General features: G+C 50.7%; 23 protein-coding genes, 1 tRNA gene and 1 pseudogene. 11 read left to right on the forward strand and 14 right to left on the reverse strand.

Features of this window, described 5'->3' with window-relative positions; all coding sequences use genetic code 11:
• Positions 1–16: 16 nt before the first annotated feature.
• Positions 17–523 (reverse strand): G/U mismatch-specific DNA glycosylase, encoded by a 507-nt coding sequence (gene mug / locus SCU88_RS21715; protein WP_175340767.1) that lies wholly within the window; start codon positions 521–523, stop codon positions 17–19.
• Positions 524–643: 120 nt separating this feature from the next.
• On the opposite strand from mug, the gene SCU88_RS21720 reads away from it, so the two are divergent.
• Positions 644–719: transfer RNA gene (locus tag SCU88_RS21720), tRNA-Ile, on the forward strand.
• A gap of 94 nt (positions 720–813) precedes the next feature.
• Here SCU88_RS21720 and SCU88_RS21725 read toward each other — a convergent pair.
• From SCU88_RS21725 to SCU88_RS21735, 3 genes are all read right to left on the reverse strand, one after another.
• On the reverse strand, positions 814–1,461 hold the full coding sequence (locus SCU88_RS21725; protein ID WP_175340768.1) for a hypothetical protein: 648 nt from the start codon (positions 1,459–1,461) through the stop codon (positions 814–816).
• 592 nt (positions 1,462–2,053) lie between these two features.
• The gene (locus SCU88_RS21730; protein ID WP_175340769.1) at positions 2,054–2,473 is read right to left on the reverse strand and encodes a PIN domain-containing protein; all 420 of its coding nucleotides are present in this window, start codon (positions 2,471–2,473) and stop codon (positions 2,054–2,056) included.
• Positions 2,473–2,712, reverse strand: a complete 240-nt coding sequence (locus SCU88_RS21735; RefSeq protein WP_175340770.1) for a FitA-like ribbon-helix-helix domain-containing protein — start codon at positions 2,710–2,712, stop codon at positions 2,473–2,475. Before SCU88_RS21735 ends, SCU88_RS21730 begins: the two co-directional genes overlap by 1 nt.
• A gap of 288 nt (positions 2,713–3,000) precedes the next feature.
• On the opposite strand from SCU88_RS21735, the gene SCU88_RS21740 reads away from it, so the two are divergent.
• A complete protein-coding gene (locus SCU88_RS21740; protein WP_175340771.1) occupies positions 3,001–3,351 on the forward strand; it encodes a hypothetical protein in 351 nt (116 codons plus the stop codon).
• Between the two features lie 18 nt (positions 3,352–3,369).
• Positions 3,370–4,206 carry a type IV secretion system DNA-binding domain-containing protein gene (locus SCU88_RS21745; protein WP_175340772.1) on the forward strand — a complete coding sequence of 279 codons (837 nt, stop codon included), beginning with the start codon at positions 3,370–3,372 and terminating at the stop codon, positions 4,204–4,206.
• 169 nt (positions 4,207–4,375) lie between these two features.
• On the opposite strand, the gene SCU88_RS21750 is transcribed toward SCU88_RS21745, so the two are convergent.
• The 6 genes from SCU88_RS21750 to SCU88_RS21775 all read right to left on the reverse strand — a co-directional run bounded on the left by SCU88_RS21750 (position 4,376) and on the right by SCU88_RS21775 (position 10,760).
• Entirely contained in the window at positions 4,376–5,155 is a 780-nt protein-coding gene (locus tag SCU88_RS21750; RefSeq protein WP_175340773.1) for a histidine phosphatase family protein, read from the reverse strand.
• A gap of 176 nt (positions 5,156–5,331) precedes the next feature.
• Positions 5,332–5,646 carry a PTS lactose/cellobiose transporter subunit IIA gene (locus SCU88_RS21755; RefSeq protein ID WP_431810059.1) on the reverse strand — a complete coding sequence of 105 codons (315 nt, stop codon included), beginning with the start codon at positions 5,644–5,646 and terminating at the stop codon, positions 5,332–5,334.
• A complete protein-coding gene (locus SCU88_RS21760) occupies positions 5,646–5,951 on the reverse strand; it encodes a PTS sugar transporter subunit IIB (protein WP_175340775.1) in 306 nt (101 codons plus the stop codon). The genes SCU88_RS21755 and SCU88_RS21760 overlap by 1 nt, the downstream gene beginning before the upstream one ends.
• A 13-nt stretch (positions 5,952–5,964) precedes the next feature.
• The gene (locus SCU88_RS21765) at positions 5,965–7,377 is read right to left on the reverse strand and encodes a family 1 glycosylhydrolase (RefSeq protein WP_175340776.1); all 1,413 of its coding nucleotides are present in this window, start codon (positions 7,375–7,377) and stop codon (positions 5,965–5,967) included.
• 11 nt (positions 7,378–7,388) lie between these two features.
• Positions 7,389–8,807 carry a PTS transporter subunit EIIC gene (locus SCU88_RS21770; protein WP_175340777.1) on the reverse strand — a complete coding sequence of 473 codons (1,419 nt, stop codon included), beginning with the start codon at positions 8,805–8,807 and terminating at the stop codon, positions 7,389–7,391.
• Between the two features lie 3 nt (positions 8,808–8,810).
• On the reverse strand, positions 8,811–10,760 hold the full coding sequence (locus SCU88_RS21775; RefSeq protein WP_175340778.1) for a PRD domain-containing protein: 1,950 nt from the start codon (positions 10,758–10,760) through the stop codon (positions 8,811–8,813).
• Positions 10,761–10,946: 186 nt separating this feature from the next.
• Here SCU88_RS21775 and SCU88_RS21780 point away from each other — a divergent pair.
• Positions 10,947–11,234 (forward strand): annotated as a pseudogene (locus SCU88_RS21780) (phosphogluconate dehydrogenase C-terminal domain-containing protein); the annotation flags it as partial.
• A 43-nt stretch (positions 11,235–11,277) separates the two neighbouring features.
• Here the strand turns inward: SCU88_RS21780 and SCU88_RS21785 are convergent.
• Positions 11,278–11,643, reverse strand: coding sequence for a MerR family transcriptional regulator (locus SCU88_RS21785; RefSeq protein ID WP_175340779.1), 366 nt, complete (start codon positions 11,641–11,643; stop codon positions 11,278–11,280).
• An 86-nt stretch (positions 11,644–11,729) separates the two neighbouring features.
• On the opposite strand from SCU88_RS21785, the gene SCU88_RS21790 reads away from it, so the two are divergent.
• Together SCU88_RS21790 and SCU88_RS21795 are read left to right on the forward strand one after the other, a co-directional pair.
• Positions 11,730–12,611, forward strand: coding sequence for an alpha/beta fold hydrolase (locus SCU88_RS21790; RefSeq protein WP_175340780.1), 882 nt, complete (start codon positions 11,730–11,732; stop codon positions 12,609–12,611).
• A gap of 179 nt (positions 12,612–12,790) precedes the next feature.
• The gene (locus SCU88_RS21795) at positions 12,791–14,170 is read left to right on the forward strand and encodes a DASS family sodium-coupled anion symporter (protein ID WP_175340781.1); all 1,380 of its coding nucleotides are present in this window, start codon (positions 12,791–12,793) and stop codon (positions 14,168–14,170) included.
• Here SCU88_RS21795 and SCU88_RS21800 read toward each other — a convergent pair.
• Both SCU88_RS21800 and SCU88_RS21805 read right to left on the reverse strand, forming a co-directional pair.
• Entirely contained in the window at positions 14,069–14,755 is a 687-nt protein-coding gene (locus tag SCU88_RS21800; protein WP_175340782.1) for an ElyC/SanA/YdcF family protein, read from the reverse strand. The two genes, SCU88_RS21795 and SCU88_RS21800, sit on opposite strands and share 102 nt — an antisense overlap.
• A 131-nt stretch (positions 14,756–14,886) precedes the next feature.
• Positions 14,887–15,810, reverse strand: coding sequence for a LysR substrate-binding domain-containing protein (locus tag SCU88_RS21805; protein WP_175340783.1), 924 nt, complete (start codon positions 15,808–15,810; stop codon positions 14,887–14,889).
• Between the two features lie 359 nt (positions 15,811–16,169).
• On the opposite strand from SCU88_RS21805, the gene SCU88_RS21810 reads away from it, so the two are divergent.
• The 4 genes from SCU88_RS21810 to SCU88_RS21825 are packed head-to-tail and all read left to right on the forward strand — an operon-like array spanning position 16,170 to position 20,157.
• Positions 16,170–17,507 carry an MFS transporter gene (locus SCU88_RS21810; protein ID WP_175340784.1) on the forward strand — a complete coding sequence of 446 codons (1,338 nt, stop codon included), beginning with the start codon at positions 16,170–16,172 and terminating at the stop codon, positions 17,505–17,507.
• A gap of 49 nt (positions 17,508–17,556) precedes the next feature.
• Positions 17,557–18,306, forward strand: coding sequence for a glucose 1-dehydrogenase (locus tag SCU88_RS21815; RefSeq protein WP_175340785.1), 750 nt, complete (start codon positions 17,557–17,559; stop codon positions 18,304–18,306).
• Between the two features lie 10 nt (positions 18,307–18,316).
• On the forward strand, positions 18,317–19,168 hold the full coding sequence (locus SCU88_RS21820) for a transketolase (RefSeq protein WP_175340786.1): 852 nt from the start codon (positions 18,317–18,319) through the stop codon (positions 19,166–19,168).
• Positions 19,165–20,157, forward strand: a complete 993-nt coding sequence (locus SCU88_RS21825; RefSeq protein WP_175340787.1) for a transketolase C-terminal domain-containing protein — start codon at positions 19,165–19,167, stop codon at positions 20,155–20,157. The genes SCU88_RS21820 and SCU88_RS21825 overlap by 4 nt, the downstream gene beginning before the upstream one ends.
• 202 nt (positions 20,158–20,359) lie before the next feature.
• On the opposite strand, the gene SCU88_RS21830 is transcribed toward SCU88_RS21825, so the two are convergent.
• Positions 20,360–21,256, reverse strand: a complete 897-nt coding sequence (locus SCU88_RS21830) for a LysR family transcriptional regulator (protein WP_175340788.1) — start codon at positions 21,254–21,256, stop codon at positions 20,360–20,362.
• Between the two features lie 333 nt (positions 21,257–21,589).
• Between SCU88_RS21830 and SCU88_RS21835 the strand changes: the two genes are divergently transcribed.
• Positions 21,590–23,086: a UbiD family decarboxylase gene (locus tag SCU88_RS21835; protein WP_138094079.1), complete on the forward strand. Its 1,497-nt coding sequence runs from the start codon at positions 21,590–21,592 to the stop codon at positions 23,084–23,086.
• Position 23,087 lies beyond the last annotated feature (1 nt).

The following is a 23,087-nucleotide window of genomic DNA, read 5'->3' on the forward strand; positions in this document are numbered from 1 at the left end:
CGCCCCCAGAAGACACTTAAAGCCCCCTGCCCCTGAGCGCCTCATCTAACTCACGATACGCCGCCGCCAGCTCATCCAGCGACGCGCGGTTCAGCCCGCTGGGATTAGGCAGAACCCAGACTTCGGTTTCCCCCACGCCCTGAGGCTGTCTGCCCCACTGCACATTGCGCACGCCAAACGCCTGGGCATATGCCTGCTTACCCAGCACCGCCAGCGCGCCGGGCTGATAGCGGGATATTTTCTCCACCACCGCCTGCCCCCCGGCACGTAGCTCGTCGCGTTTCACTTCGCTGGCCTGCACCGTAGGCCGCGCCACCAGCATGGTGATCCCACAACCGGTATCAAGAAGATGCTGCTCTTCTGCCGGCTTCAACTGGCGTTCGGTAAAGCCCGCCAGATAAATCACCTGCCAGAAACGGTTGCCGGGGTGGGCAAAATGAAACCCGGTGTGGGCTGATGATTTACCCGGATTAATGCCGCAAAACACCACCCGCAGCCCCGGCGTCAGAATATCGTCTATCATGGCATCCCCTTGCGTAAAAAAGTCCATTATAAAGCCTTTGCAATCCGCTGGTTACAAAATCAGCATATCACTGCGTAACGCTGGATTGCCGCAAGGAGTTACTTTATAATCCACCGTCACGGCCCCTTAGCTCAGTGGTTAGAGCAGGCGACTCATAATCGCTTGGTCGCTGGTTCAAGTCCAGCAGGGGCCACCAAATTTTAGCTTTAGAATCATATAATTAAGCCACTCGGAAGAGTGGATTTTTTGTTTTGGGATGTACAAGTGTCGCAGCAGATGCCGCTACAAGCTCATTTATCAGCGCCTCTATCACCATTCCTCTGACTTTCCTGCTGAAGATTTTTAATCATCGGAATAAGTTTTTTTATCTTTTCTTCTGCATAACCATCAAGATGAGGTTGCAAGCGCTCGTCAAATGATGTTTCTGACCGCTTTAGGAGCATAGCTTCTGGGGGCACGAATTTACTCTTTCCGGGACTTTGATCAGCCATCAAAAGCCGCCCATCTTCAAGGGTAAAACTTAATTCGGCAAAAATATATTTGTGACCGCCGATGTATTCAAAGGCTCTTGCTTCAAAGGAGTGGCTAAACAGTGTTCGACGACCTTCGAGCATAAAATAATCTACTATTTGAGGGGTATTATCGATGAACTCTCTAATCTGAGGCGTTGATATGATTCCGGAAACATCACGTCCGTTGACAGAAACCTCAACAACTGTTTGTTCTGGCGATTCAATCCACTTATTTTCAGACAAGCCCTCAAAATCTTCTCCTGGATAAGAGGAGGACCATGAGCCTTCAAGCGCCGGACTAGACACAACCCATTCTTTAGCAAGACGGTAGTTATCAATGAGTTGCCTGGAGTCCATAGTAGCCACCATGAACAAAGAAGATGCCACCACAGCAAGAACTGCCCACCATTTTTTAATAAATTGCATTTACTGTAACCAAAAATCCCAAACATTGTATTAATTTACAGCGAGAAGGCACTAATTAGAAATAGAATATTGAATTCTCAATCTGGTTGTAATCTGGATACGATTTGATAATGCTGATCTCAGCCCAAACCCGCACCAGCCAAGGCTCTGCGGGTTTTTCTTTGTCTGCCGTCCCTCGCATAATTTAATCTTACAAACTCACATAAAATAAAAAATATCATTATTTATCTGCTAGTTGATATTTTCGGCAGATCCTCCATAGTTCCTTTTTACTGAAAAAACTGCCATCCGTTTCAATCATTTCAGTTTGGGTTTTCCGGCAAAGCCCCAGCAGCGGCGCGGGCTGGCGAGATGTTTTGTAACAATCGATAACCTATAAATCAACGCATGCTGTTGAGATGTGAAAAGTATACGGATGGCCATTCCAGTGGTTTATTGGCGCTGACAATGCGCAAGACCACAATAAGGAGAATGACGAACCCTGGAAGCTGAGCCAGAAAAGACACAGGAACTGGGCTTATCGCCGACGCGTTTATCAGCTTTACTGGCCCCGTAATTGAATCGACGATTAAATGCGCAGGAAGTGGGGTGATTAAGTACCAAATGGATTAATCAGCAAGATCCCCAATGCCTCAAAATCCCTGGTATTGCGCGTCGCCAACGTTGCATCACAGCAGCGGCAGATGGCCGCTATCTGCGCATCCGCCATCCCGATAGGCCGCCCGGCAGCATCTCGCTGAGCGACGAGTTCCGCATAGTAGACGGCTGCATGCCCATCGAATGCAAGCAGGCGGCCAGAGAAATCCTCGTCAAACATGCCTTCAGCCATTTCAAATAGCTGATGTTTACGACGACCTTCAGGCATACGAGCGATACCGTACAGAATTTCTGCTACCGATACCGATGTAAGAAACAATTGGCCTGTATCCTGCGCATCCAGCCACGCCAGTACCGCAGGTTCAGGCCGCATCCTCATCACTTCGGAAACAATATTGGTGTCGAGAACAATCATTATTCAATGTCCGCCGCACGAGGCCGATCGGGCCGGGAAATATCCAGATCGACACCACCAATGCTCCTGAAACGCTGGTTAATCCGGCTACCCAATCCTCTTTCTGGCTGCGGATTTTGTAACGCCTTACTCAGGATGTTACGCACCTCCTCTTCCATCGAGTTGCCATGACGAGCGGCGGCGATACGCAGGCTCGCTTTCAGTTCATCATCAAGGTTACGAATAGTAATCGTTGCCATAAATGCCCCCGTGACTGCATTGCTATCATTGATAGCATAGTTGAACGATGACTTTCTGTCCACCTGAATAAAAAACCATCAACCGTATCGTCTGGCAATCAGTGTGGCGTAAATCCCACTGTTTCAAATATCATCTAAAAAATTTTCTTAACCCCGATTTATCTCTATTTTAACTAAACTGTGTCCAGCTAATAAAAACTACGTAATTAACTGTATTTTAATGGTATTGACACAATTTCACGTCTGTTTTATCTCTCTGAATAATCATTTCAGAGTGGGATAAATCTTATGCAAAAGCACGAACTCGAACAGGTGCGTTTTGTGGCTGGCATCACCTTACCCGCTATCGGCTGGCTGGGCGGCGCACTATTGGGAAGCATCCCGTTAGCTTCTCTTTCCGCCTTCAACCATGCGTTGAGCACCACATCACAACAGCCTGCATTACTGGCCGGGTCATTGACCGGCGTAGCTCTGGCGGTTAGTGCCGTACTGGCGTTGAATCACTTTGGAGCTGATGGCTATCGCGGCTCACCCTACCGGCGTTTTTTACGCGGCACCCGCATGCTCAATCCCCATGCGCTGTGCCAGCGTATCAACACGATAAACCGGCAGACGCAGCGCAAAACCGGCAAGGTCTAACCGGTCTATATCGGCACGATGCCCGTACCAATTCACTTGGAAAACCGCAATCTGCTGATTACCGGTTCCATCGACACAGGTAAAAGCGTGGCGATTGAATCGCTGGCCGCGTCTATCCTGCGCCGCCGTGACCGCATGGTCGTTACTGACCCGGATGACACCCCGCTATCAAAATTCTTTTTACCCGGCGATATCGTACTGAACCCCTTTGACACTCGTTCAGTCGGCTGGTCAATCTTCAACGAAATCCAGTCTGTCCACAATTACGACCGTATTGCCCGCTCGGTCATCCTGTCAGCCATCAATGCCGAAGATGAACAATGGTGTGGATTCGCCCGCGATATCTTTGCCGATACGCTGCGCAAACTGCATGAAACCGAACAGGCCAGCGTCGATAAACTGGTCGATTTTCTGGTACGGGAAGACGGCGAAGTCATCAAGCAATTTCTATCTAATACCGATTCCTCCGGCTACTTCCGTGACAATGCGGAAAGGGCGACAGCCAGCATCCAATTTTTGATGAACAAGTATGTGCGTCCATTGCGCCGCATGCCGGAAGGGGCCTTTTCCATCTACCGCTGGCTGAACGATCCGTCAGGCGGCAATCTGTATCTGACATGGCGTGAAGACATGCGTACTGAAGGAAGACAGTTTATTGAAAAACTGAATGATGTAGGGTCAATGGCAGATAAAGCTACTATCATAGAACGCTTTTTATTGCATCAACTTCAGAAAAACAACAAGCTTACCTCTACTTTAGACACGTCAATTTCTTTCATTTATGAAAACTACCGAAATGTTGATATTATGTCTCTCGCGAGGCAGAAAAATAGTGCTTTATTTGCCCGTCGCTGATATTTCAGCTCATTGACAATATAAATCCACGATGATGCACTTTCCAGATTCTTTATATGGATACCATAGATAACCGTTGCATCATTCTCAACTGGAAACCGTGGCTATTCAAAAACGCAGGATTACCTGCGCTTTTGGGGCATTCAGAAAGTTGCTGGCGAAGCTAGTGCTATTTGAGGTGTGAAACATCCCCCACTTTGCTTAAGGTATAGCGACCATCCCGATATTTTATGAGTGTCAGACTACCGTTTTTTATAGCGACATCATTTTTAAAATCCGGAAAAAGATACGCCAGTACCATACCGATTTGTTCACCATGCGTAACCAGTAACACGTTCCCACCTCCACGCGACAAAACATCGCGTGTTATCTTGTCAATTGATGCCTGCGTTCTGCTCAATACCTGATTGTAGGTCTCAGCAGTATGTGTTGGGTCGTTATTGTGATATTCATTAATCATCCATTCCTCAGACGATACCGACATTAACTCGCCATATTTATCGGCCCAGTTTTCGGGTGTGACATCTATGTTTTTCTTCTCAAATAATGGCTTCATGATTTCAAAGTTGGTTTTTCCTTCATAACTTCCATAAAAGACTTCCCGGAGGCCCTCCATCTCGACTAAATCAGGAGTGGTATAATTATTAGCGGCTAAAATGTAATTTGCCGTACTTCTGGCCCTTCCGAGATCGCTGGTATAAGCATAATGAAACTGGATGTTTTTAAAAGCCTCACCGGTTTTTTTTGCATCATCAATACCCTTCTGGGTTAAAGGTGTATCACTCCAACCTTGAACTTGATCAGTTTCATTAAAATAGGTTTTTCCGTGTCTAAATAAAAAAACACTAAATTCTCCCTTTGTACTTTCAGCGAAGCAAATTACTGAAAAAAATAAGAGAGACATCGTTAATATCGATGATATAAATTTATCTCTGTAAGTCCTGTACATTACATTTCCTCAAATCATGCGTCGTTAATAGATAGAGCAAGTATATGTTTTATACATAAAAAGATTTTTAGCAGTGTAGCGTTTTTTAAGTAACTAAATATAGCCAGCAAAAAAAAATACACTGCCTGAAGAAGTACGTCTGTCATTAATACGATTGAAGATATTTTTTCAAAACATTACTTCTCATCATAAAGAAAGATATATAACGCAAGAAATTCCTCACTTAGGATCTTAAAATTTTCCGCACTCATCATTTGATCTTCCGCATGGATGAGTATCAGGGACAGCTGATTGCCTTCCTGCTCCATCTCAGATTGGATTAATCTGGCATGTACCGCATGCCCCTGATTATAACTTTGCTTTCCACTGTCAATTAATTCTCTGGCCCTGGAGAACTCTTTTTTTCTCGCATGCTGGATAGCTTCAATAAAATAGGAGCGCGCCTCACCAACATGACATATCATTTCAAAACAAACTTTCTCCGCATCCATCACTTTACTCCAAGAATATCCAGCGTCTGACGTAAAATTTTTTCTCCATTCATAGTGCCATAATCCATAGTGTCAATAACGCGAACCGGAATGTCTTTTGCGATTGCCCGAGTATCCTCTAAAAGAAAACCTACCTGCGGCCCAAGTAATATAATATCGGTTCCGACCAGATTTTGACTGAGCGACTGTTCAGGAATTGCTTTAATATTGACCTCTGCATTGATTTTAGTCGCAGCCTCCCGCATATTTTTTACCATAATGCTTGTAGACATTCCTGCTGAGCACATTAAAAGGATATTTTTCATGGTTGTCCTTGCGTTAATCAAGTAAAGTGCCGTTGCTGGCAATAACGTTTTGATACCAGTAGAAACTGGCTTTTTTATAACGCGCTAACGTTTTAACGTCACCGTCCTCACGCTCCACATACACAAATCCATAGCGCTTGTTGTAGCCATTACTGGTGCTCATAAGGTCAATAAATGACCACGGATAGTAGCCTAAAACAGGGACGCCATCGCAGATAGCAAGCCGCATTTGCTCCACATGTTTTTTCAGATAATCAATACGATACGTATCGTTAACCTGACCATTTATCAGATTATCGCGGGCACCAAGCCCGTTTTCCGTAATCATAAGCGGCAGCTGATAGCGGTCAAACAATTTGCGGCAGGCAATTCTCAGCCCCACGGGATCGATTTCCCAGTCCCAGTCGCTGCGCTCCAGAAAAGGATTATTATCCCCGGCGTATAATCCTGGAAAGGAGGGATATATGAATCCCCCTTGTTTACCCTCAGCATTGAAACCCGGCTGGACGTGTTCAGCCTCTGTCGGGCACGCCTTAGCGACATCGCTTTGGTAATAGTTAAAAGCAATAAAATCGGGTCGAGCAGCGTTCATCTCGTTCAGTTCAGGTTGAGGCAGGCGGATATCAATCCCTCTCTGGGAGAAATAGCTGATAATCAGGGGATTTTGTCGTCCCAGGCAAAGAAGATCGAGCGGATAGAAACTGCGAAACTCGTCCTCGTTGAGAGCGGCCATCACATCCTGCGGGGCGCAGGTTGCGGGATAAGCAATAGCATAGCCAATACAAGGCCCTATCTTCGCTTCCGGTAATAACTTCCGGCAAAGCTGGATAACTCTGGCATTAGCCAGTGCCATCACGCGGCTAACCTGAAAACGCCATACTTCAATATCTACGCCTTCTGGTACGCCACCAATTAAATCAGGATAAAGCACGACATTATTCGATTCGCAAATCGTCATAAACCAGCGGACCCGACTGCCAAACTCGCGGAAACAGGTTTCGGCCAACATTAAGAAATGAGTGATCATGCGATCGCTGTACCAACCGCCAAACTGATTCTGTAAAATTTGAGGATGATCAAAATGATAGAGCGTCACTAACGGTTCGATGCCATTTTTTAGCAATTCATCAATAAGCTGATGATAAAAATTCAGCCCCTGTGTATTCAGCGTGCGGCCATCGGGATAAATCCGCGTCCAGGCAATCGAAAAACGGTAGGATTTCAAACCTAAAGCTTTCATCAGCGCAACATCTTCACGGAACCGGTGATAGTGGTCAGAGGTAACGGTCGTGTCGTGAAAAGCATTAGAGAAATTTTTACTGTCCTGCACCGAGACACCTTTACCCTCCACACTGGCGGCCCCTTCGACCTGATACGCGGCCGTTGCGGCTCCCCAAAGGAAGTTTTTTGGGAAAAACTTTTTCATAAGATGCTCCATTACTTCCCTTCCTCGTTTATATCCCCGGCTTCCTGTCGCTCTTTCAAATAAAGTTGCTTATCCGCGATACGGAAGAAGGGAAAATAGATAAGCATCGAAATGATGATGATCATAAATGACCAGAGCGTGGTGGAAAGACTTCCTCCTGTCATCAGAAAACCGACGACGAAGGTTGGCGTTGTCCAGGGAAGATTAGCGACATGAGGCATGGCAATAATGCCATACTGCATTAACAGATATGTACCAGCTGCGATCAGACCCGGGGTAATAATAAACGGCAACATAAAAAGCGGGTTAAAGCAGATGGGGGAACCAAAAATAACCGGTTCGTTAATATTAAAGAGGCCTGGCCCCAGCGACATTCTCCCCAGTTTTTTAAAATACTGGCTCTTCGCAGTCAGCGACATCAGCACAACCAATCCCAGCGTCGCCCCTGTCCCGCCAGCCCAGATCATCGCGTCGGTTGCATTGGTCGCGGCAAACATAACCTGTTCCCCTGCCTGAAAAGCCTTCTCATTTAACGCCCCATTTTGCATCAGAAAAGGCATTGCAACACCGATGACCACCTGCGAATTGATGCCGCAGAAAAAAACCAGCGCACACAGCATATGATATAAGGCATAACCTGGCGCGGAGTTAAGAACATAGGTAACTGGCGTCATGAGTCGCGCGATCGTCACATTAATATTAAAATGAAAGACGACGACCAGCAAACTGAATAAGATCAATAAAAACAAAGCGGGTAGTAGTGAGGAGAATGACTCACTAACGGCTTCCGGCACCCCTTTCGGCATACGAATCGTAATATTTTTTTCTTTAAATAGCGCCAGCGTTTTTAAGGTAATAAAACCGATCATAATGGCACTGATAAGCCCCGAGGTTCCCAGTCCGTCGATATTTAATTGATAGCCTTCATCGTCAATGAACTGGTACTGGCTTAGAGTAAACAAACTTACGGAAGTGGCGATAGAGACAAAGATATCCTGCTTGTATTCCTGCGCGCCATAATAAGCGACGCTGGCCGCAGTTAATAACCCCATGATACCCGTGGTGACATTAAAAATAGCGTTAAAAACCGGTGCCGCAGGCTCCATAAAATTTGCCAGTGGGGCCCACGGAATGTTTGATAACAGAATTGAGGTACTACCAATAATGAGCAAGGCCATACAAGCGCACATTGCGTTACGAATAACGGTGAGCGCACGGTTCCTGCCTACCCGTGTCACTAGTGGCATGAGACGCTTTTCCAGAAATGTTATTGAGGGATTCATCTTCTTTCCTGTCCTCTGCTCGGTAATTATATTGTTTGCCAGTAAAACAGTTCGCACGGTGCTTGTAGTATCGAAGAAATTAGATGTGATTGTATGCAGAGAGAGCATCGGGAAACTTACAGATTTTTGCCGCAATAAATGCGGCATTTTCTATAACACCGGTGATTCTTCCGTCGTCACACTGTCAATCAGTAAAGACATCAGCGTGTTAAATGTGGGGTGAGTATCAAGAGCGGCTAATTTTTGTCTCTTATCCATTAAGGAAATAAGGCTCTCATACAGCCATTGCAGAGGCTCCTGTTCTCCTTTGCGAATATTAATCATAAAAATATAACGTACTTCATGGTTATCCCAGCGCATAGGTTTTTTCAGTATAGCCACCGCCACGAAAGTCCTGTTTCCGCAGGGGTGTAGTGGGTGGGGAAAAGCGATTCCGTATCCAAATGCCGTACCAGAGAGTTTCTCTCTTTCAATGACCCATGACTCAAAACTCTGAGTCACTGGCACATTAAGCGCTACGCGCTGGCAAAGTTCAGACAGCAACTGAAAGCGGTCCGTAGAGTGTAGATCGGTGAAAAAAAGATTGGGTTGGAAATACTGATAAACGGTTCTTCGGCGTTGCAATTTATCGTTAATCATCCAATGCTCCATGCGGTTTAAATCCTGAGAATCAAAAAAATAGTTTACTCGTAGCACAGGGAGCGATGTTTGAAAAGATACCTTAACCGTCGAGAGAATCATATCATAGCCAGCCAGATCGAAGTTGCTTAACTCATACAGCTGTATTACTTTCAGTTCTCTGATGGCATGTGCAAAACGCTGCCGGATCCTGTAAAGCAAAAGCTGAGAACTTCCCATTCCACTGGCGCAAACAAGCAGTAAATTGTAACGCCGAGCATAGTTCCCCTGACGCTCGATAGCCAGACCAAAATGAATTGCCAAATAGCCTATTTCGTCCTCGTTGACCTCTAGCCCCGTCTCCTGCTGAATAATCTTTCCTGCAAGAACCGCGACTTCGAAGGCTTTCAGATTTTCCTGTTTGATATCCTCTAATAGGGGGTTATTCACTTTCAGATCCCAGTGCAGGCGATCCATCATTGGAATAAGGTGAAGCGACAGCAGGTGAAAGAGCTCAAAGTCTCCCGACAGATCAATAGCGAAATCGTCAAATATTCTGAGATTAATTTTATCAAATAAATGAACAATATCAGGGGATACGGCATGGGCCTGATGCTGGAGCAGAGAGCGCTTTCCTGCAAGATGTATAGCAACAAAATAACATTCTGCTTCAGGGAAAGAAACAGCAAATTCCCGTTCGATTCGAGAAATCAATAGCTCAGACAAACGATATTCTTCCCGTTCTTTTAATTCCGCGTAGTGTTCAGGGAACTCAGGAGCATCATGGCAGTTATTGACACGCCTTAGGGCAATCTCAAGGTGAACAATCAGGTTACGAAAACCAGTATCCGTTAGTTTCAGCTGACCTTCCTGCAAGGCTTCTGTCAAAATATCTGCGATTTTATTGCGGGGATACTGTTGATTAGCCTTTTGCGAATCCGAATAGCTGTTATCATAAAAAAAATATTGCGCCATAGCCTGGCGAATATTTAACTCATTGCCGGTTATTTTTAATCCATAACCGGATCGGGAATGTAAACCAAGCTTAAAGTTTGTGAGTATCCGACGAACTTCTGTCATGCAATTATTCAACGTCGCCCGACTCACATATATTTCATCAGCAAGTTCATCCAGCTTTATATAGTCCCTCGCCGAGAGTAGATGACGTATAATATAATTAACCCGCTGTGATGGATAGACAGGAGCGATGCAATGCTGGCGATGTTCCGCTTGCGCGATAGAGGAAATAAGGTTCTGATACTTTTTTTCATCCAGAATATGTATCTGATATCCCCTACCTGGACGAGAATGAATCAACACACCATTTTCACGTAAAATCGCTTTGTAGCGAGATAAATCGTTACGGAGTGTACGTGGTTTTATCTGCATTTTCACACAGATTTCAGCACTTGTCAGTGGTACGTCTGCTTCGCGTAATAGTCGTAGATAATTTACGATACGGTAGTGAAAATGAGATGTCATGTCTAAGCCCCTATATCCAAACTTATCATGTTAAAACCATAAAAAATTTTTGGAAAAATAACCATGTCATAGCTCACAAGTGAGATGTCTTAGGAAAATTAAAAAGAATATAATGTATTGATATGGTTATATTTATATATCATCTATAAATTTCACATTCAGAAATTAGACCGTTGAAATACAGCGGATACAGTCGCCTGCATGGTCGGCGCCTTTATGAAAGAGTCACTGGATGAAACCGTAAAACATTGCGGCGTACCTGAAGAAGCGGCAAAAGCCATGCTGTATGGGCATATCCAGATTGCCCTGGCGGTCGCCTTCCGCGCCACCAACCCCTTCTCAGACGCCTGTATGATCGCCATGGAATACGGCCGGGAAAAAATCATCAAACCCGACTGGAAAGTGATTTTTGAAGAGAAAGAGCTGGATACGGTGATCGCCCGCATGTTGAAGATCGACAAGATCAACCGCTAACTCTGGCATTCAGGCATACATCCTGATGGCGGGGATGTATGCCTCAAAAATCCCCTTTCCCTTCACTGCGCTTGAGGGTTTCGGCCAGACAATCCCTGCGCCGCTCCAGTTCGGCGATTTGCCGTTCGATGGCGGCCAGGCGCTTAAGCTGCATATCCCGGGTTTCCGGGCAAAAGGCGGCGTCTTCGGTCATGCGCATACAGTCGGGGAAAGCGCTGATTTCCGCCAGGCTAAAACCGGTGGCGATCAGGCGCTGGATCTGCCGGACCTGGGTTATCGCCTGCGGTGCAAAGTAGCGATAGCCGTTGCAGGCGCGCCGGGATACTAACAGACCGTGCCGGTCATAATGGCGGATAGCCCGCACGCTCACGCCTGTTTCTTTCGCCAGCTCACCTATCGATAAAGACATGATTTTTCCTCCCGGGGTTAGCGCTTGACTCTGACATCAGTGTCAGGGTTCAGGATAGCTGGAAATCAACCCAGAAGGAGTAATCAATGCGATTGTCAGCCCATTCTTATTTGGCCCTGCTGTTACTGCTGTTTTCCACCGCGCTGGCGGCCCAGCCCAAAAGCTATACCGTGACCGCGCCGGACGGCGTCCGGCTGGCGGTGCAGGAGGCGGGGAATCCGCAGGGTACGCCCATCATCTTTATCCACGGCCTGCTTGGCAGCCACCTGAACTGGGAGCGGCAGTTTAGCGATCCTCAGCTGCAACGCTTTCGGTTGATCGCCTTCGATTTACGCGGTCACGGGCTTTCCGATAAGCCCACTCAGGAATCCGCTTACCGCGACGGTAAACGCTGGGCTGAGGATCTGGCGGCGGTTATCGCCGCCAGCCACGCCCACAAGCCGCTGCTGGTGGGCTGGTCGCTGGGCGGCGCGGTGATCACCAACTATCTGGCGGCCCGGGGGGATATCGATATTCGCGGCGCCGTCTACGTGGATGGCGTGGTAGAACTGACGCCCGAGCAGATCCCCGCTCACACCAGCGTTTACCGGGATATGATCTCGGCGGATCTGAAGACCCATCTGGATGGCGAACGCGCTTTCCTGCGGCTATGTTTCCACCAGCAGCCGGATAGCGTCACCTTTGAGCGCCTGCTGGCCAATGCAGCTCTGGCGGCATGGCCCATGCAGCGCGCAGTGCCGTCAATGAGCATTGCGCTTGAGCAAGGGCTGGGTAAGGCCCGGGTTCCGCTGCTGTTTATTTACGGCGCGCAGGACGCCCTGGTCCGCCCCCAGCCAGCCCTGGCGCGAGCCCGTCAGGTCAATCCGGGGATTCAGTCGCGTCTCTATCCAGATTCCGGCCACGCTCCCTTTATAGAAGAGCCCGCACGCTTTAATCGCGAACTGGCGACATTTGCCGCCAGCCTGTAACCCTTAAGGCATGGACGCCTTAGCATCCTCTTCATTAATGAACAACCCTTATTGCGATTACAAATCTTAAACCCCTACCAGGATCGCAAATCAATGACCTCATAATTTCCATATGTATACAAATTGATACATTTAGAGTGTGAAGTATTAACAAATTGATAAAACGAAGGAGCCACCTCATGGATGTACAACCTCTGAAAGCCGCTATGGCCAGCCCCCCTTCCGGGCGCGGGCTGGCGATTATCGCCATCGACATTATTCTGCTGATACTGCTGATTAATTTTTTGCCGTTCGATGAAAAAGCTAACGCTGGCCTGGCGCTGATGGTGTTTATCGGCGTGCTGTGGCTGACGGAGGCAATCCACGTCACCATCACCGCGTTGTTGATCCCGCTGCTGGCCATTGGTTTTGGCCTGCTGGATGCCAATAACGCCCTGAAATCCTTCGCAAACCCAATTATCTTCCTGTTCTTCGGCGGCTTCGCGCTGGCGACGGCGCTGCACGTACAGGGGCTGGACAGGCTTATCGCTAACCGACTATTGATGCTGGCGGGCGGCCGACTGGGGCTGGCGGTCATCATTCTGTTCGGCGTCACGGCTGCAATTTCCATGTGGATCAGTAATACCGCCACGGCGGCGATGATGCTGCCGCTGGCGCTGGGGATCCTCACTAATCTGGATCAGGAAAAAGAGCGTAAAACCTATATCTTCCTGCTGTTGGGTATCGCCTATAGCGCCAGCATTGGCGGTTTAGGCACCCTGGTGGGCAGCCCGCCCAACGCCATCGCCGCCGCCCAGCTTAATATCGGCTTCTTCGAATGGATGAAGTACGGCATTCCGCTGGTGGTAGTGATGATGCCGCTGATGGTGGGCGTGCTGTATCTGATGCTGCGGCCAAATCTTAAGTACAAGGTGGATATCAAGCTGGAGCATGTGGAGTGGACCACCATGCGCCTGATAGCACTGGGGATCTTCGCCCTGACGGTCGTAAGCTGGATCTTCAGCACCCAGATAAGCGCAATGCTTGGCGGCGTGAAGCAGTTCGACTCGCTGGTGGCGATCTCCGCCGCGGTGCTGATTGGCGCAAGCGGCGTCGCCAGCTGGAAGCAGATTCAAAACAACACCGAATGGGGCGTGCTGATGCTGTTCGGCGGCGGCCTGACGCTAAGCATCATCCTGCAGGATTCCGGCGCCAGCGCCATTATGGCCAACGGTATGGCGGATATTTTCGGCGCCAGCCACTGGTTTATCATTATGCTGGCGGTAGCGACCTTTATCATCTTCCTGACTGAATTCACCAGTAATACCGCCAGCGCCGCCCTGCTGGTGCCGGTATTCGCCACGGTAGCGACAGCGCTGGGCATGCCGGAAGCGCTGCTGACGCTGATTATCGGTTTCGGCGCCTCCTGCGCCTTTATGTTGCCGGTCGCCACGCCGCCCAACGCCATTGTCTTCGGTTCAGGGTTTATTAAGCAGACCGATATGGTGCGGGTCGGCATTGGGCTTAACATTGTGAGCATCGCGGTGGTCACGATGTTTGCCTGGTTCCTGTGGCAATAACCCCCAAAGGCGGTATCCACTGTAGTAAAGGGATTCGCTCAGCAGGAAACGCGCCTGTGAGAGTCGTGACCGGTAGCGGGTAAAGGGCGTCGGCGAGGATTTTCCGTCGATGCCGCTATCACAGGCAATGCTTTTCATGCGCCGCATATGCAGTGGATCGCTCACCAGCAGGGCCGTGCGCCACTGCTGCTCTACCAGAATCTGCCTGGCGTAGCGGATATTTTCCCGGGTAACCGTAGAGCGTTCCTCAATAAAAACGGCGTCGGCAGGAACGCCTTTCACCAGAACATAGTGTCGGGCCACCGCGGCATCCGACGTCGGTGCCCCGGGGCTGTAGCCACCCGTCAATACCAGCGCGCGCACCACTCCCTGCCGGTAAAGCTGGACGGCATGGTCCAGCCTCGCCTGAAATACGGGTGAGGGACGGTTTCCCATGATTCCGGCACCGGCGACGATGGCGCAGTCTGCTGTCTGCGTCTCATCCTGCAGGCTGAACCGGTATATGATAATGGCGTTATAAACAATAACGGCAGCAAATACCGTGAAGGCAAAAATAATAATTTTCGCGATGCGTTTAAGCTTCAATAAATCATCCGCCAGGTGCCATACAGAGCGCCATGCTAACAAAAAAATAGCGGCAAAGCGCCGCTGACGATTGTGGGTAAATTCAGCACATTTGCCAGTGAATCAGCCAGCCGATTTTCGCTTCGGAAGCATTACACTTCAAAGCCCTCGTTCTGCAATTCGGTGCCGATCCACGCCAGGAACAGCGCCACTTTCTCCTTCTTATCCGCCCCGTGGGGGAAGACGAAATGGTGGGCGTTAAGCGGCATGCTGAATGCCCCGTCGAACACCGGCACCAGCAGGCCACGCCGGATATAGTCCGCCGCCAGCAGGCTGCTTTCCAGAATCACGCCCATCCCCATTCGCGCCGCTTCCAGGCTCATATAGGAGCGATCGAAGCTAAAAATAAAATTTTTCCCATGATTCTCGACATCGTGGAAAGCGAACCAGTGATTCCAGTTAATCAGCGTGCTGTTGGAATGAATCAAATCACAATCCAGCAGCGATGCGGGTTCATGAATGGCGTGCGAGGCCAGATACTCCGGCGCGGCCAGTACCATCACCCGCTCGTGCTTAACGGTGCGTACGCTTAGGGTGGGCCATTCCGAAAATCCGTGACGAATATCGATGTCGATATTATCCCGGGCGAATTGCAGATTCTCGTATGAGCAGGAGAGGCTAAGCTGGAGTTCCGGATGGCGTTGACGAAACTTGTCCAGCCGAATCATCAACCACAACAGCCCGAAGCTGGGGGCACTGTGAATACGTAAATGCTCATGATGAATATCATTAATAGCCTGATCGGTGGCCCGACCGATAATACTTAAAGCCCCGGAAACGTCTTTTAAATATTGCTGACCGATACTGGTTAATATGACACCCTTACCGCTACGAACAAAAAGTTTTTTACCAATAAAGCTTTCCAGTGCAGCAATCTGATGGCTGACCGCCGAAGCGGTTATATTTAATATTTCAGCGGCAAGGTTAATACTCCCGGCATTGGCCACTTCAATAAACGCCTGAATATTACGCAGCGAGGGAAGCGGTAAATTATTGTTATTATCGCGTCGGGTCATGGCTCCTCCCGGAAAGAATGTAGCTACAGGTTAGCCGCCGATACTACACGAAGCCCTGCCAACATCCACTTCCAGGGCGGTAATGAGGACGATTGCCAGTATCTCATTGCGCCTTCAGGCTATTTTTGTGATGGACTTATCATTATTCTGCAACAGAACATCAGCCGTCAGGATTTTCCCCTGCTACATCCGTTTCGGCATTTGAATCCAGTCACATAACAAATTTTTCTCAGTATCAATTGAGTTTTCTTGTCTGGTGTCTGAGTGCTGAGTCGATATATTCACCGGAAACATGCCGTAATCAACAAAAGAAAATAAAAGAGAAAGCACATGCCGTTTCTCTATAATGAGGAGAAAACATGTCCAGAATTGAGAGCACCCTGTACCCAGGAATCGCCAGGACGAATTATCGCTTTGTAGTATTAAGTCTGATATTTATTGTCTATGCGATTAATTACGCTGACCGAACCAATATTGGCGCGGTACTGCCATTTATTATCGACGAATTTCATATTAATAACTTCGAAGCCGGGGCCATCGCCAGTATGTTCTTTCTGGGCTACGCCATCAGTCAGATCCCGGCGGGCTTCTTTATTGCCCGTAAAGGCACCCGTGGGCTGGTTTCTCTTTCCATCTTCGGCTTTTCCGCCTTTACCTGGCTGATGGGCACCGCCAGCTCGGTCTTTAGCCTCAAGCTGATCCGCCTTGGTCTGGGGTTGAGCGAAGGCCCCTGCCCGGTGGGGCTCACGGCCACCATTAACAACTGGTTTCCGGCCCGGGAAAAGGCCACCGCCACCGGCGTGTTTATTGCCGCTACTATGTTCGCGCCAATTATTGTGCCGCCGCTGGCGGTCTGGATTTCAGTGACCTGGGGCTGGCGCTGGGTGTTCTATTCCTTCGCCATTCCCGGCATCGTCGTCGCGCTGGCCTGGTATCTGCTGGTGAAATCCCGCCCGGGCGAAAGCCGTTTTGTCTCAGAGAGCGAACTGGCGTTAATTACCAATGACCGTCAGGCAAACAGCGATCCGGCGCTGCAGGAGGGCAACATCGTTCTGTCCCCCCGCTTCGCGCTGCTCGACAAGCTGATTCGGGTACGCAAGCTGGCGCCGCTGGACAACACAAAGGCGCTGTTCACCTCCAAAAACATTCTGGGGGACTGCGTGGCCTATTTCATGATGGTCAGCGTGCTCTACGGGCTGCTGACCTGGATTCCGCTCTATCTGGTGAAAGAGAAGGGATTCAACTTTATGAGCATGGGGCTGGTGGCCAGCATGCCCTGCATCGGCGGCTTTATCGGCGCCATTGCCGGCGGCTGGATCTCCGACCGTCTGCTTGGCCGCCGCCGCAAGCCCACCATGCTGTTCACCGCCATCACTACCGTCATCATGATGCTGATTATGCTCAACATTCCCGGTAATACCCTGGCGGTCTGTATCGGTCTGTTCATGGTCGGCCTGTGCCTCAATATCGGCTGGCCCGCCTTCACCGCCTACGGCATGGCTGCGGCGGCTCCCAAAACCTATCCCATCGCCGCCGCCATCATTAACAGCGGCGGCAATCTGGGCGGCTTTGTTTCGCCCATGGTGGCGGGATTCCTGCTGGACAGCACCGGCAGCTTCAACGCGGTGTTTACCTGGTTTGGCATCTGCGCCGCGCTGGGCCTGGTGGTGATTCTGTTTCTCGACGAGCCGCAGTAGCGGCCCGCTTATATCTTTCACTGAGTATTATCTCTACCGGAGTCAAACTATGTTGCTTAACGATAAAGTCGCCGTTATCACCGGCGCAGCCTCGGCTCGTGGCCTGGGTTTCGCCACCGCCCGTCTGTTCGCCGAACAGGGGGCCAGAGTCGCCATTCTCGATCTGGACGCCGATGCCGCCGCGGCCGCCGCTGCGCAACTGGGTGACCAGCACCTGGGGCTGGCGGCTGATGTCACCAATGAACATCAGGTGCAGCAAGCCATTGCCGAAGTGATTAACCGCTATGGACGTATCGACGTGCTGGTCAATAACGCCGGTATCACTCAACCCCTGAAGCTGATGGAGATCGCACAGAACAACTACGATGCCGTGCTGGACGTCAGCCTGCGCGGCACCCTGCTGGCCTCACAGGCGGTGATTCCCACCATGCGCGCCCAGGGCAGCGGCTGTATTGTCTGCATCTCTTCGGTTTCCGCCCAGCGTGGCGGCGGTATCTTCGGCGGCCCGCACTACAGCGCGGCCAAGGCTGGAGTACTGGGACTGGCGAAAGCGATGGCCCGGGAACTGGGGCCGGATAATATTCGGGTCAACGCCATCACGCCGGGGCTGATTCAGACCGACATCACCGCCGGTAAGCTGACCGACGAAATGCGCCGCAACATTCTGGCCGGTATTCCGCTGAACCGACTGGGCGACGCGCTGGATGTGGCCCGCGCCGCCCTGTTCCTGGGCAGCGACCTCTCCTCTTATTCCACCGGCATCACCCTTGATGTCAACGGCGGCATGTTAATTCACTAAGGAGCCAGCTATGCCATCACCTGCTGAAATCGAAAAGGTCGCCGCTGCGGCCTGGCGCATCCGGCGCTACGCCCTGCGTATGGGCGAAGTACAGGGCCAGGGCTATATCGGCCAGGCGCTGGGTTATGCCGACGTGCTGGCGACCGCCTTCTGTCACACCATGCAACTGCGCCCGTTGGAGCCGGAATGGGAAGGGCGCGATCGCTTTCTGCTTTCTCACGGCCACTACGCCATCGCCCTGTATGCCGCACTGCTTGAGGCAGGCGTCATTCCGGAGGAAGAACTGGAAAGCTACGGCGCCGACGGCAGCCGCCTGCCAATGTCCGGTATGGCGACTTATACGCCAGGCATGGAGATCTCCGGCGGTTCGCTGGGCCAGGGTTTAAGCATCGCCGTTGGTATGGCGCTGGGGCTGCGCCACAAGAATAACCCGGCGCTGGTGATCAACTCGATGTCCGACGGCGAACTGGACGAAGGCTCCACCTGGGAAGCCGCCATGTCGGCAGCCCACCACGAGCTGGGCAACCTGATTAACATCGTCGATATCAACCGCCAACAGGCCGACGGTAATTCCCAGCAGATCCTGGGCTACGAGCCGCTCCAGGATAAGTGGGCATCGTTCGGCTGGTATGTTCAGCGGGTGGACGGCAACGATACCGCCGCAGTTATCGACGCCTTCGATAAAGCGAAAAACCATGTAGGCAAGCAGCCACGGGTGATTCTGTGCGACACCCTGATGGGCAAAGGCGTCCCCTTCCTGGAAGAGCGGGACAAGAACCACTTTATTCGCGTGGAGGCAGACGAGTGGCAGAAAGCGCTCGCCGTATTAGACGCGCAGCAGCCGACAGGAGGCGCCCAATGAGCAACGCAGCCAAACCCCGTTTAACCACCTCTGCCATGATTGCCTCTATTGCCGAAGAGGGTCAGCCCACCCGCGCCGCTCCCTTTGGTCACGCGCTGGTAGAGCTGGCGGCCCGGCGCCCGGATATCGTCGGAATGACTGCCGATCTGGCGAAATACACCGATCTGCACATCTTTGCTCAGGCCTGCCCGGAACGTTTCTTCCAGATGGGCATGGCCGAACAGCTACTGATGGGCGCCGCAGGCGGCATGGCTAAAGAGGGTTTTACCCCCTTTGTCACCACCTACGCCGTGTTCGCCACCCGCCGGGCTTATGACTTTATTCACCAGGTCATTGCCGAAGAGTCGCTGAATGTGAAGATCGCCGCCGCGCTGCCGGGGCTGACCACCGGCTACGGACCCAGCCATCAGGCAGCGGAAGATCTGGCAATGATGCGGGCGATCCCGGGGATGACCGTGATCGATCCCTGCGACGCGCTGGAGATCGAACAGATGGTGCCCGCCGTTGCCGATCTACCCGGACCGGTCTATATGCGCCTGCTGCGCGGTAAAGTTCCTCTGGTGCTGGATAAATACGACTACCAGTTTGTTCCTGGCAAGGCGCAACTGCTGGAAGATGGCCGCGAGGTGCTGATTATCTCTTCCGGCCTGATGACCATGCGGGCGCTGGAGACGGCCGAACGTCTGCGCAGGGACAATATCGGCGCTGCGGTATTGCACGTGCCGACCATCAAACCGCTGGACGAGGAAACCATTATCGCCCAGGCCTCGAAACCGGGGCGGCTGGTGGTCACGGCGGAAAACCACAGTGCGGTTGGCGGTCTTGGCGAAGCGGTAGCCGCGCTGTTAATGCGCCGCGGCGTGCGCGCCCAGATGGCGACCGTCGGCCTGCCGGACGAGTTCCTGCTGGCCGGGGCCCTGCCTACCCTGCACGACCGCTACGGCATTTCGACCAGCGCTATGGTCAACACCATTAAGGCCCGTCTGTAATCCTGCCCCGCCGCCGGGCGGCCATGAGCCGTCCGGCACTTTTTCATCCCGCTTCGCGATCCCGCCAACACTTTTATCGCCCTGCCACAGTACCATCCGCTGGTAGCACAGCGCATCAATATGGAAAACCCGTTTTGTTTTAAAACAAACACCTATAAGGCATTTTTTCGATGTCTGAAAGGTATGAGTATAGTCGGCGACGCTACTTTGCGACAGGAAAGGGATAACCGGCTTCGATAATCTCCATCAGCTCTTTCATATACGGCGTAGCAGTAGTTTTAACCAGCGCCGGAAAGAAGATCTGAGGAGAGGGGAAAATATCCAGCACGTGGCAGTTCTTCAGCTGGCGGTCAGTCACTTCAGAAACGGGCAACAGCGTGGCGGCTGCCAGCCCATCTTCCAGCCATTCCAGAATCACTCCGGGTTGTGTGATATGCATAATCACATGGGGATCGACGCCCCCCTTGCGAAACAGATCGAGCAGGGTTTCATAGGTGCCGGAATCCCGGGCGCGGTGCAACAGCATCAGGGGAAATTTTCCCAGTTTCAGATAGGGGAAAGGCTGTACCGGCGGCTCTGACAGGAGCTTCTTACTGACCACCGCAACCAGTCGTACCGGCTCAAAAGCCACGTAATCGAAGCCGTCACTGTTATAAGGTTTCTGGATGAGAGCGATATCGATCAGGCCATCATTCAGATAAGACTCCAGGTTACTGGAATCGGAAACAGAAATACTTAATTCGGCATCCGGATGAAGGCGGTGTAATTCCAGGAGCAACGGCCTGAAATAAGACTGAAAAAGATGCGTCAGGCCAATCCTTAATAACCGACTTTCACGATGGGCAATTTTTAATGTTTCACGCGTGGTATCTTCGACTTCACGTAATATCTCACAGGCTTTACGGTATAAATAATATCCGGCATCGGTCGGCTCGATGCGTTTACCATTACGCACAAACAGAGGAACATTGAGCTCTTCTTCAAGTTCATGGATTCGTTTACTCAGCGGCGGTTGCGCCATATTGAGCATGCGAGCGGCCTGACTGATAGAGCCCTGTTCCACCACCTTACAGAAATACCTTAGCCTTTTCAGATCCACAATTCCTCCTGAAGTCCGTCACCCCGGCCCAAACGCCTTTTGCCCTTTAGCATTATCTCACATCGGAGAAGATTCCTGCATATAAACAATAAGTGCGAATAGTTGTTAATGAATTGCGTCAATAATGAAAAGTAAAAAGAATAAAAATGCCATTACTGTTAATTTACATGGCAAAAACACCGATTTCTGACAATTTATCGCCATAAATTCACCGTTCTTTACTCACACCATTTTGATCTGATCGCTATAACCTAAATGGTATTTGTTCAAATGATGCCCCAGGAATATATTTTCAATCACCGACGGGGCGACCCGATATAGTGGAGAAAAAGAATGAAAGATTCTAAAAATAAAAACCCCAGTGGGGTACATGATTTACGTTCGGCGTTAGAATTATTAAAAAGAACGCCCGGCGAATATGTTGAAACTCATGTAGAAGTGGATCCCCATGCGGAACTGTCCGGCGTTTATCGTTACGTTGGCGCAGGCGGTACCTGCCAGCGTCCAACCCGCAAAAATGGTCCGGTGATGGTCTTTAATAAAATTAAAGGCTTTAAGGATATCAGTGTCGCTATCGGCCTTAATGGTTCCCGTAAGCGCGTGGGCCAGTTCCTGAACTGCGAACCGGAAAAACTGGGCTTTCTGCTTAAAGACTCTGTGGAGCACGCCATTGCCCCCATCGAGGTAAGCGCCGATAAAGCGGTATGTCAGGAAGTCGTTCACCTGGCGAGCGACGACGACTTCGATTTGCGCAAACTGCTGCCAGCGCCGACCAATACCGAAGAGGATGCAGGCCCTTACATCACCATGGGTCTGTGTTACGCCTCCGATCCTGATACCCACGAATCCGACGTTACGATTCACCGCCTGTGCGTACAGAGCCGCGACGAGCTTTCCATGTGGCTGACCCCTGGCCGCCATATCGATGCTTTCCGTATGAAAGCCGAAGCCGCCGGTAAACCACTGCCTATCTCCATCAGTATTGGTGTGGATCCCGCCATTGAAGTCGCCGCATGTTTTGAGCCGCCGACCACACCGCTGGGCTTTAACGAGCTGAGCATCGCCGGTGCCCTACGTGGACATCCGGTAGAGATGGTGCAGTGCAAAACCATTAATGAAAAAGCCATTGCCCACGCAGAAATCGTGATCGAAGGTGAACTACTGCCGGACGTAAGGGTTCGTGAGGACCAGAATACCGATACCGGGCGTGCCATGCCGGAATTCCCGGGTTATACCGGCGAAGCAAAAGCTGCGATTCCGGTCATTAAAGTTAAAGCGGTCACCACCCGCCGTAATCCTATCTGGCGTACCACGGTAGGACCGGGCGAAGAACACGTGAACATGGCCGGAATTCCCACTGAGGCGAGTATTCTGGATATGGTAGAACGTGCCATGCCAGGCAAACTGCTAAATGTCTTTGCCCATACTGCGGGCGGCGGCAAGCTTCTGGCCGTTATGCAGTTCAAAAAATCAGCGCCAGTGGATGAAGGACGGCAGCGTCAGGCTGCATTGCTCGCCTTCTCGGCGTTCCCGGAACTCAAACACGTCATTCTGGTAGATGAAGATGTGGACATCTTCGACAGTGACGACGTTATGTGGGCGATGCAAACCCGCTACCAGGGCGACGTCGATACCGTTTTCATTCCCGGTGTACGCTGCCATCCGCTGGACCCTTCTCAGGACCCGAAATACAGCCCGAGCATTCTGCAACAGGGGATGTCCTGTAAGACCATCTTCGACTGCACCGTACCTTTCCATCTAAAAGAGCACTTCGAGCGTTCAAAATTCAAAGAGGTGGATGTGAAACGCTTCCTGCCTGACTTCGAATAAC

It is taken from the genome of Jejuibacter sp. L23 (assembly GCF_050815825.1).
Classification (GTDB): domain Bacteria; phylum Pseudomonadota; class Gammaproteobacteria; order Enterobacterales; family Enterobacteriaceae; genus Jejubacter; species Jejubacter calystegiae.

Bases quoted from the DNA above. Each gene is read 5' to 3' on its own strand.
- mug (WP_175340767.1), bottom strand. From the start codon at position 523: ATGATAGACGATATTCTGACGCCGGGGCTGCGGGTGGTGTTTTGCGGC.
- SCU88_RS21725 (WP_175340768.1), bottom strand. From the start codon at position 1,461: ATGCAATTTATTAAAAAATGGTGGGCAGTTCTTGCTGTGGTGGCATCT.
- SCU88_RS21730 (WP_175340769.1), bottom strand. From the start codon at position 2,473: ATGATTGTTCTCGACACCAATATTGTTTCCGAAGTGATGAGGATGCGG.
- SCU88_RS21735 (WP_175340770.1), bottom strand. From the start codon at position 2,712: ATGGCAACGATTACTATTCGTAACCTTGATGATGAACTGAAAGCGAGC.
- SCU88_RS21740 (WP_175340771.1), top strand. From the start codon at position 3,001: ATGCAAAAGCACGAACTCGAACAGGTGCGTTTTGTGGCTGGCATCACC.
- SCU88_RS21745 (WP_175340772.1), top strand. From the start codon at position 3,370: ATGCCCGTACCAATTCACTTGGAAAACCGCAATCTGCTGATTACCGGT.
- SCU88_RS21750 (WP_175340773.1), bottom strand. From the start codon at position 5,155: ATGTACAGGACTTACAGAGATAAATTTATATCATCGATATTAACGATG.
- SCU88_RS21755 (WP_431810059.1), bottom strand. From the start codon at position 5,646: ATGGATGCGGAGAAAGTTTGTTTTGAAATGATATGTCATGTTGGTGAG.
- SCU88_RS21760 (WP_175340775.1), bottom strand. From the start codon at position 5,951: ATGAAAAATATCCTTTTAATGTGCTCAGCAGGAATGTCTACAAGCATT.
- SCU88_RS21765 (WP_175340776.1), bottom strand. From the start codon at position 7,377: ATGAAAAAGTTTTTCCCAAAAAACTTCCTTTGGGGAGCCGCAACGGCC.
- SCU88_RS21770 (WP_175340777.1), bottom strand. From the start codon at position 8,807: ATGCCGCATTTATTGCGGCAAAAATCTGTAAGTTTCCCGATGCTCTCT.
- SCU88_RS21775 (WP_175340778.1), bottom strand. From the start codon at position 10,760: ATGACATCTCATTTTCACTACCGTATCGTAAATTATCTACGACTATTA.
- SCU88_RS21785 (WP_175340779.1), bottom strand. From the start codon at position 11,643: ATGTCTTTATCGATAGGTGAGCTGGCGAAAGAAACAGGCGTGAGCGTG.
- SCU88_RS21790 (WP_175340780.1), top strand. From the start codon at position 11,730: ATGCGATTGTCAGCCCATTCTTATTTGGCCCTGCTGTTACTGCTGTTT.
- SCU88_RS21795 (WP_175340781.1), top strand. From the start codon at position 12,791: ATGGATGTACAACCTCTGAAAGCCGCTATGGCCAGCCCCCCTTCCGGG.
- SCU88_RS21805 (WP_175340783.1), bottom strand. From the start codon at position 15,810: ATGACCCGACGCGATAATAACAATAATTTACCGCTTCCCTCGCTGCGT.
- SCU88_RS21810 (WP_175340784.1), top strand. From the start codon at position 16,170: ATGTCCAGAATTGAGAGCACCCTGTACCCAGGAATCGCCAGGACGAAT.
- SCU88_RS21815 (WP_175340785.1), top strand. From the start codon at position 17,557: ATGTTGCTTAACGATAAAGTCGCCGTTATCACCGGCGCAGCCTCGGCT.
- SCU88_RS21820 (WP_175340786.1), top strand. From the start codon at position 18,317: ATGCCATCACCTGCTGAAATCGAAAAGGTCGCCGCTGCGGCCTGGCGC.
- SCU88_RS21825 (WP_175340787.1), top strand. From the start codon at position 19,165: ATGAGCAACGCAGCCAAACCCCGTTTAACCACCTCTGCCATGATTGCC.
- SCU88_RS21835 (WP_138094079.1), top strand. From the start codon at position 21,590: ATGAAAGATTCTAAAAATAAAAACCCCAGTGGGGTACATGATTTACGT.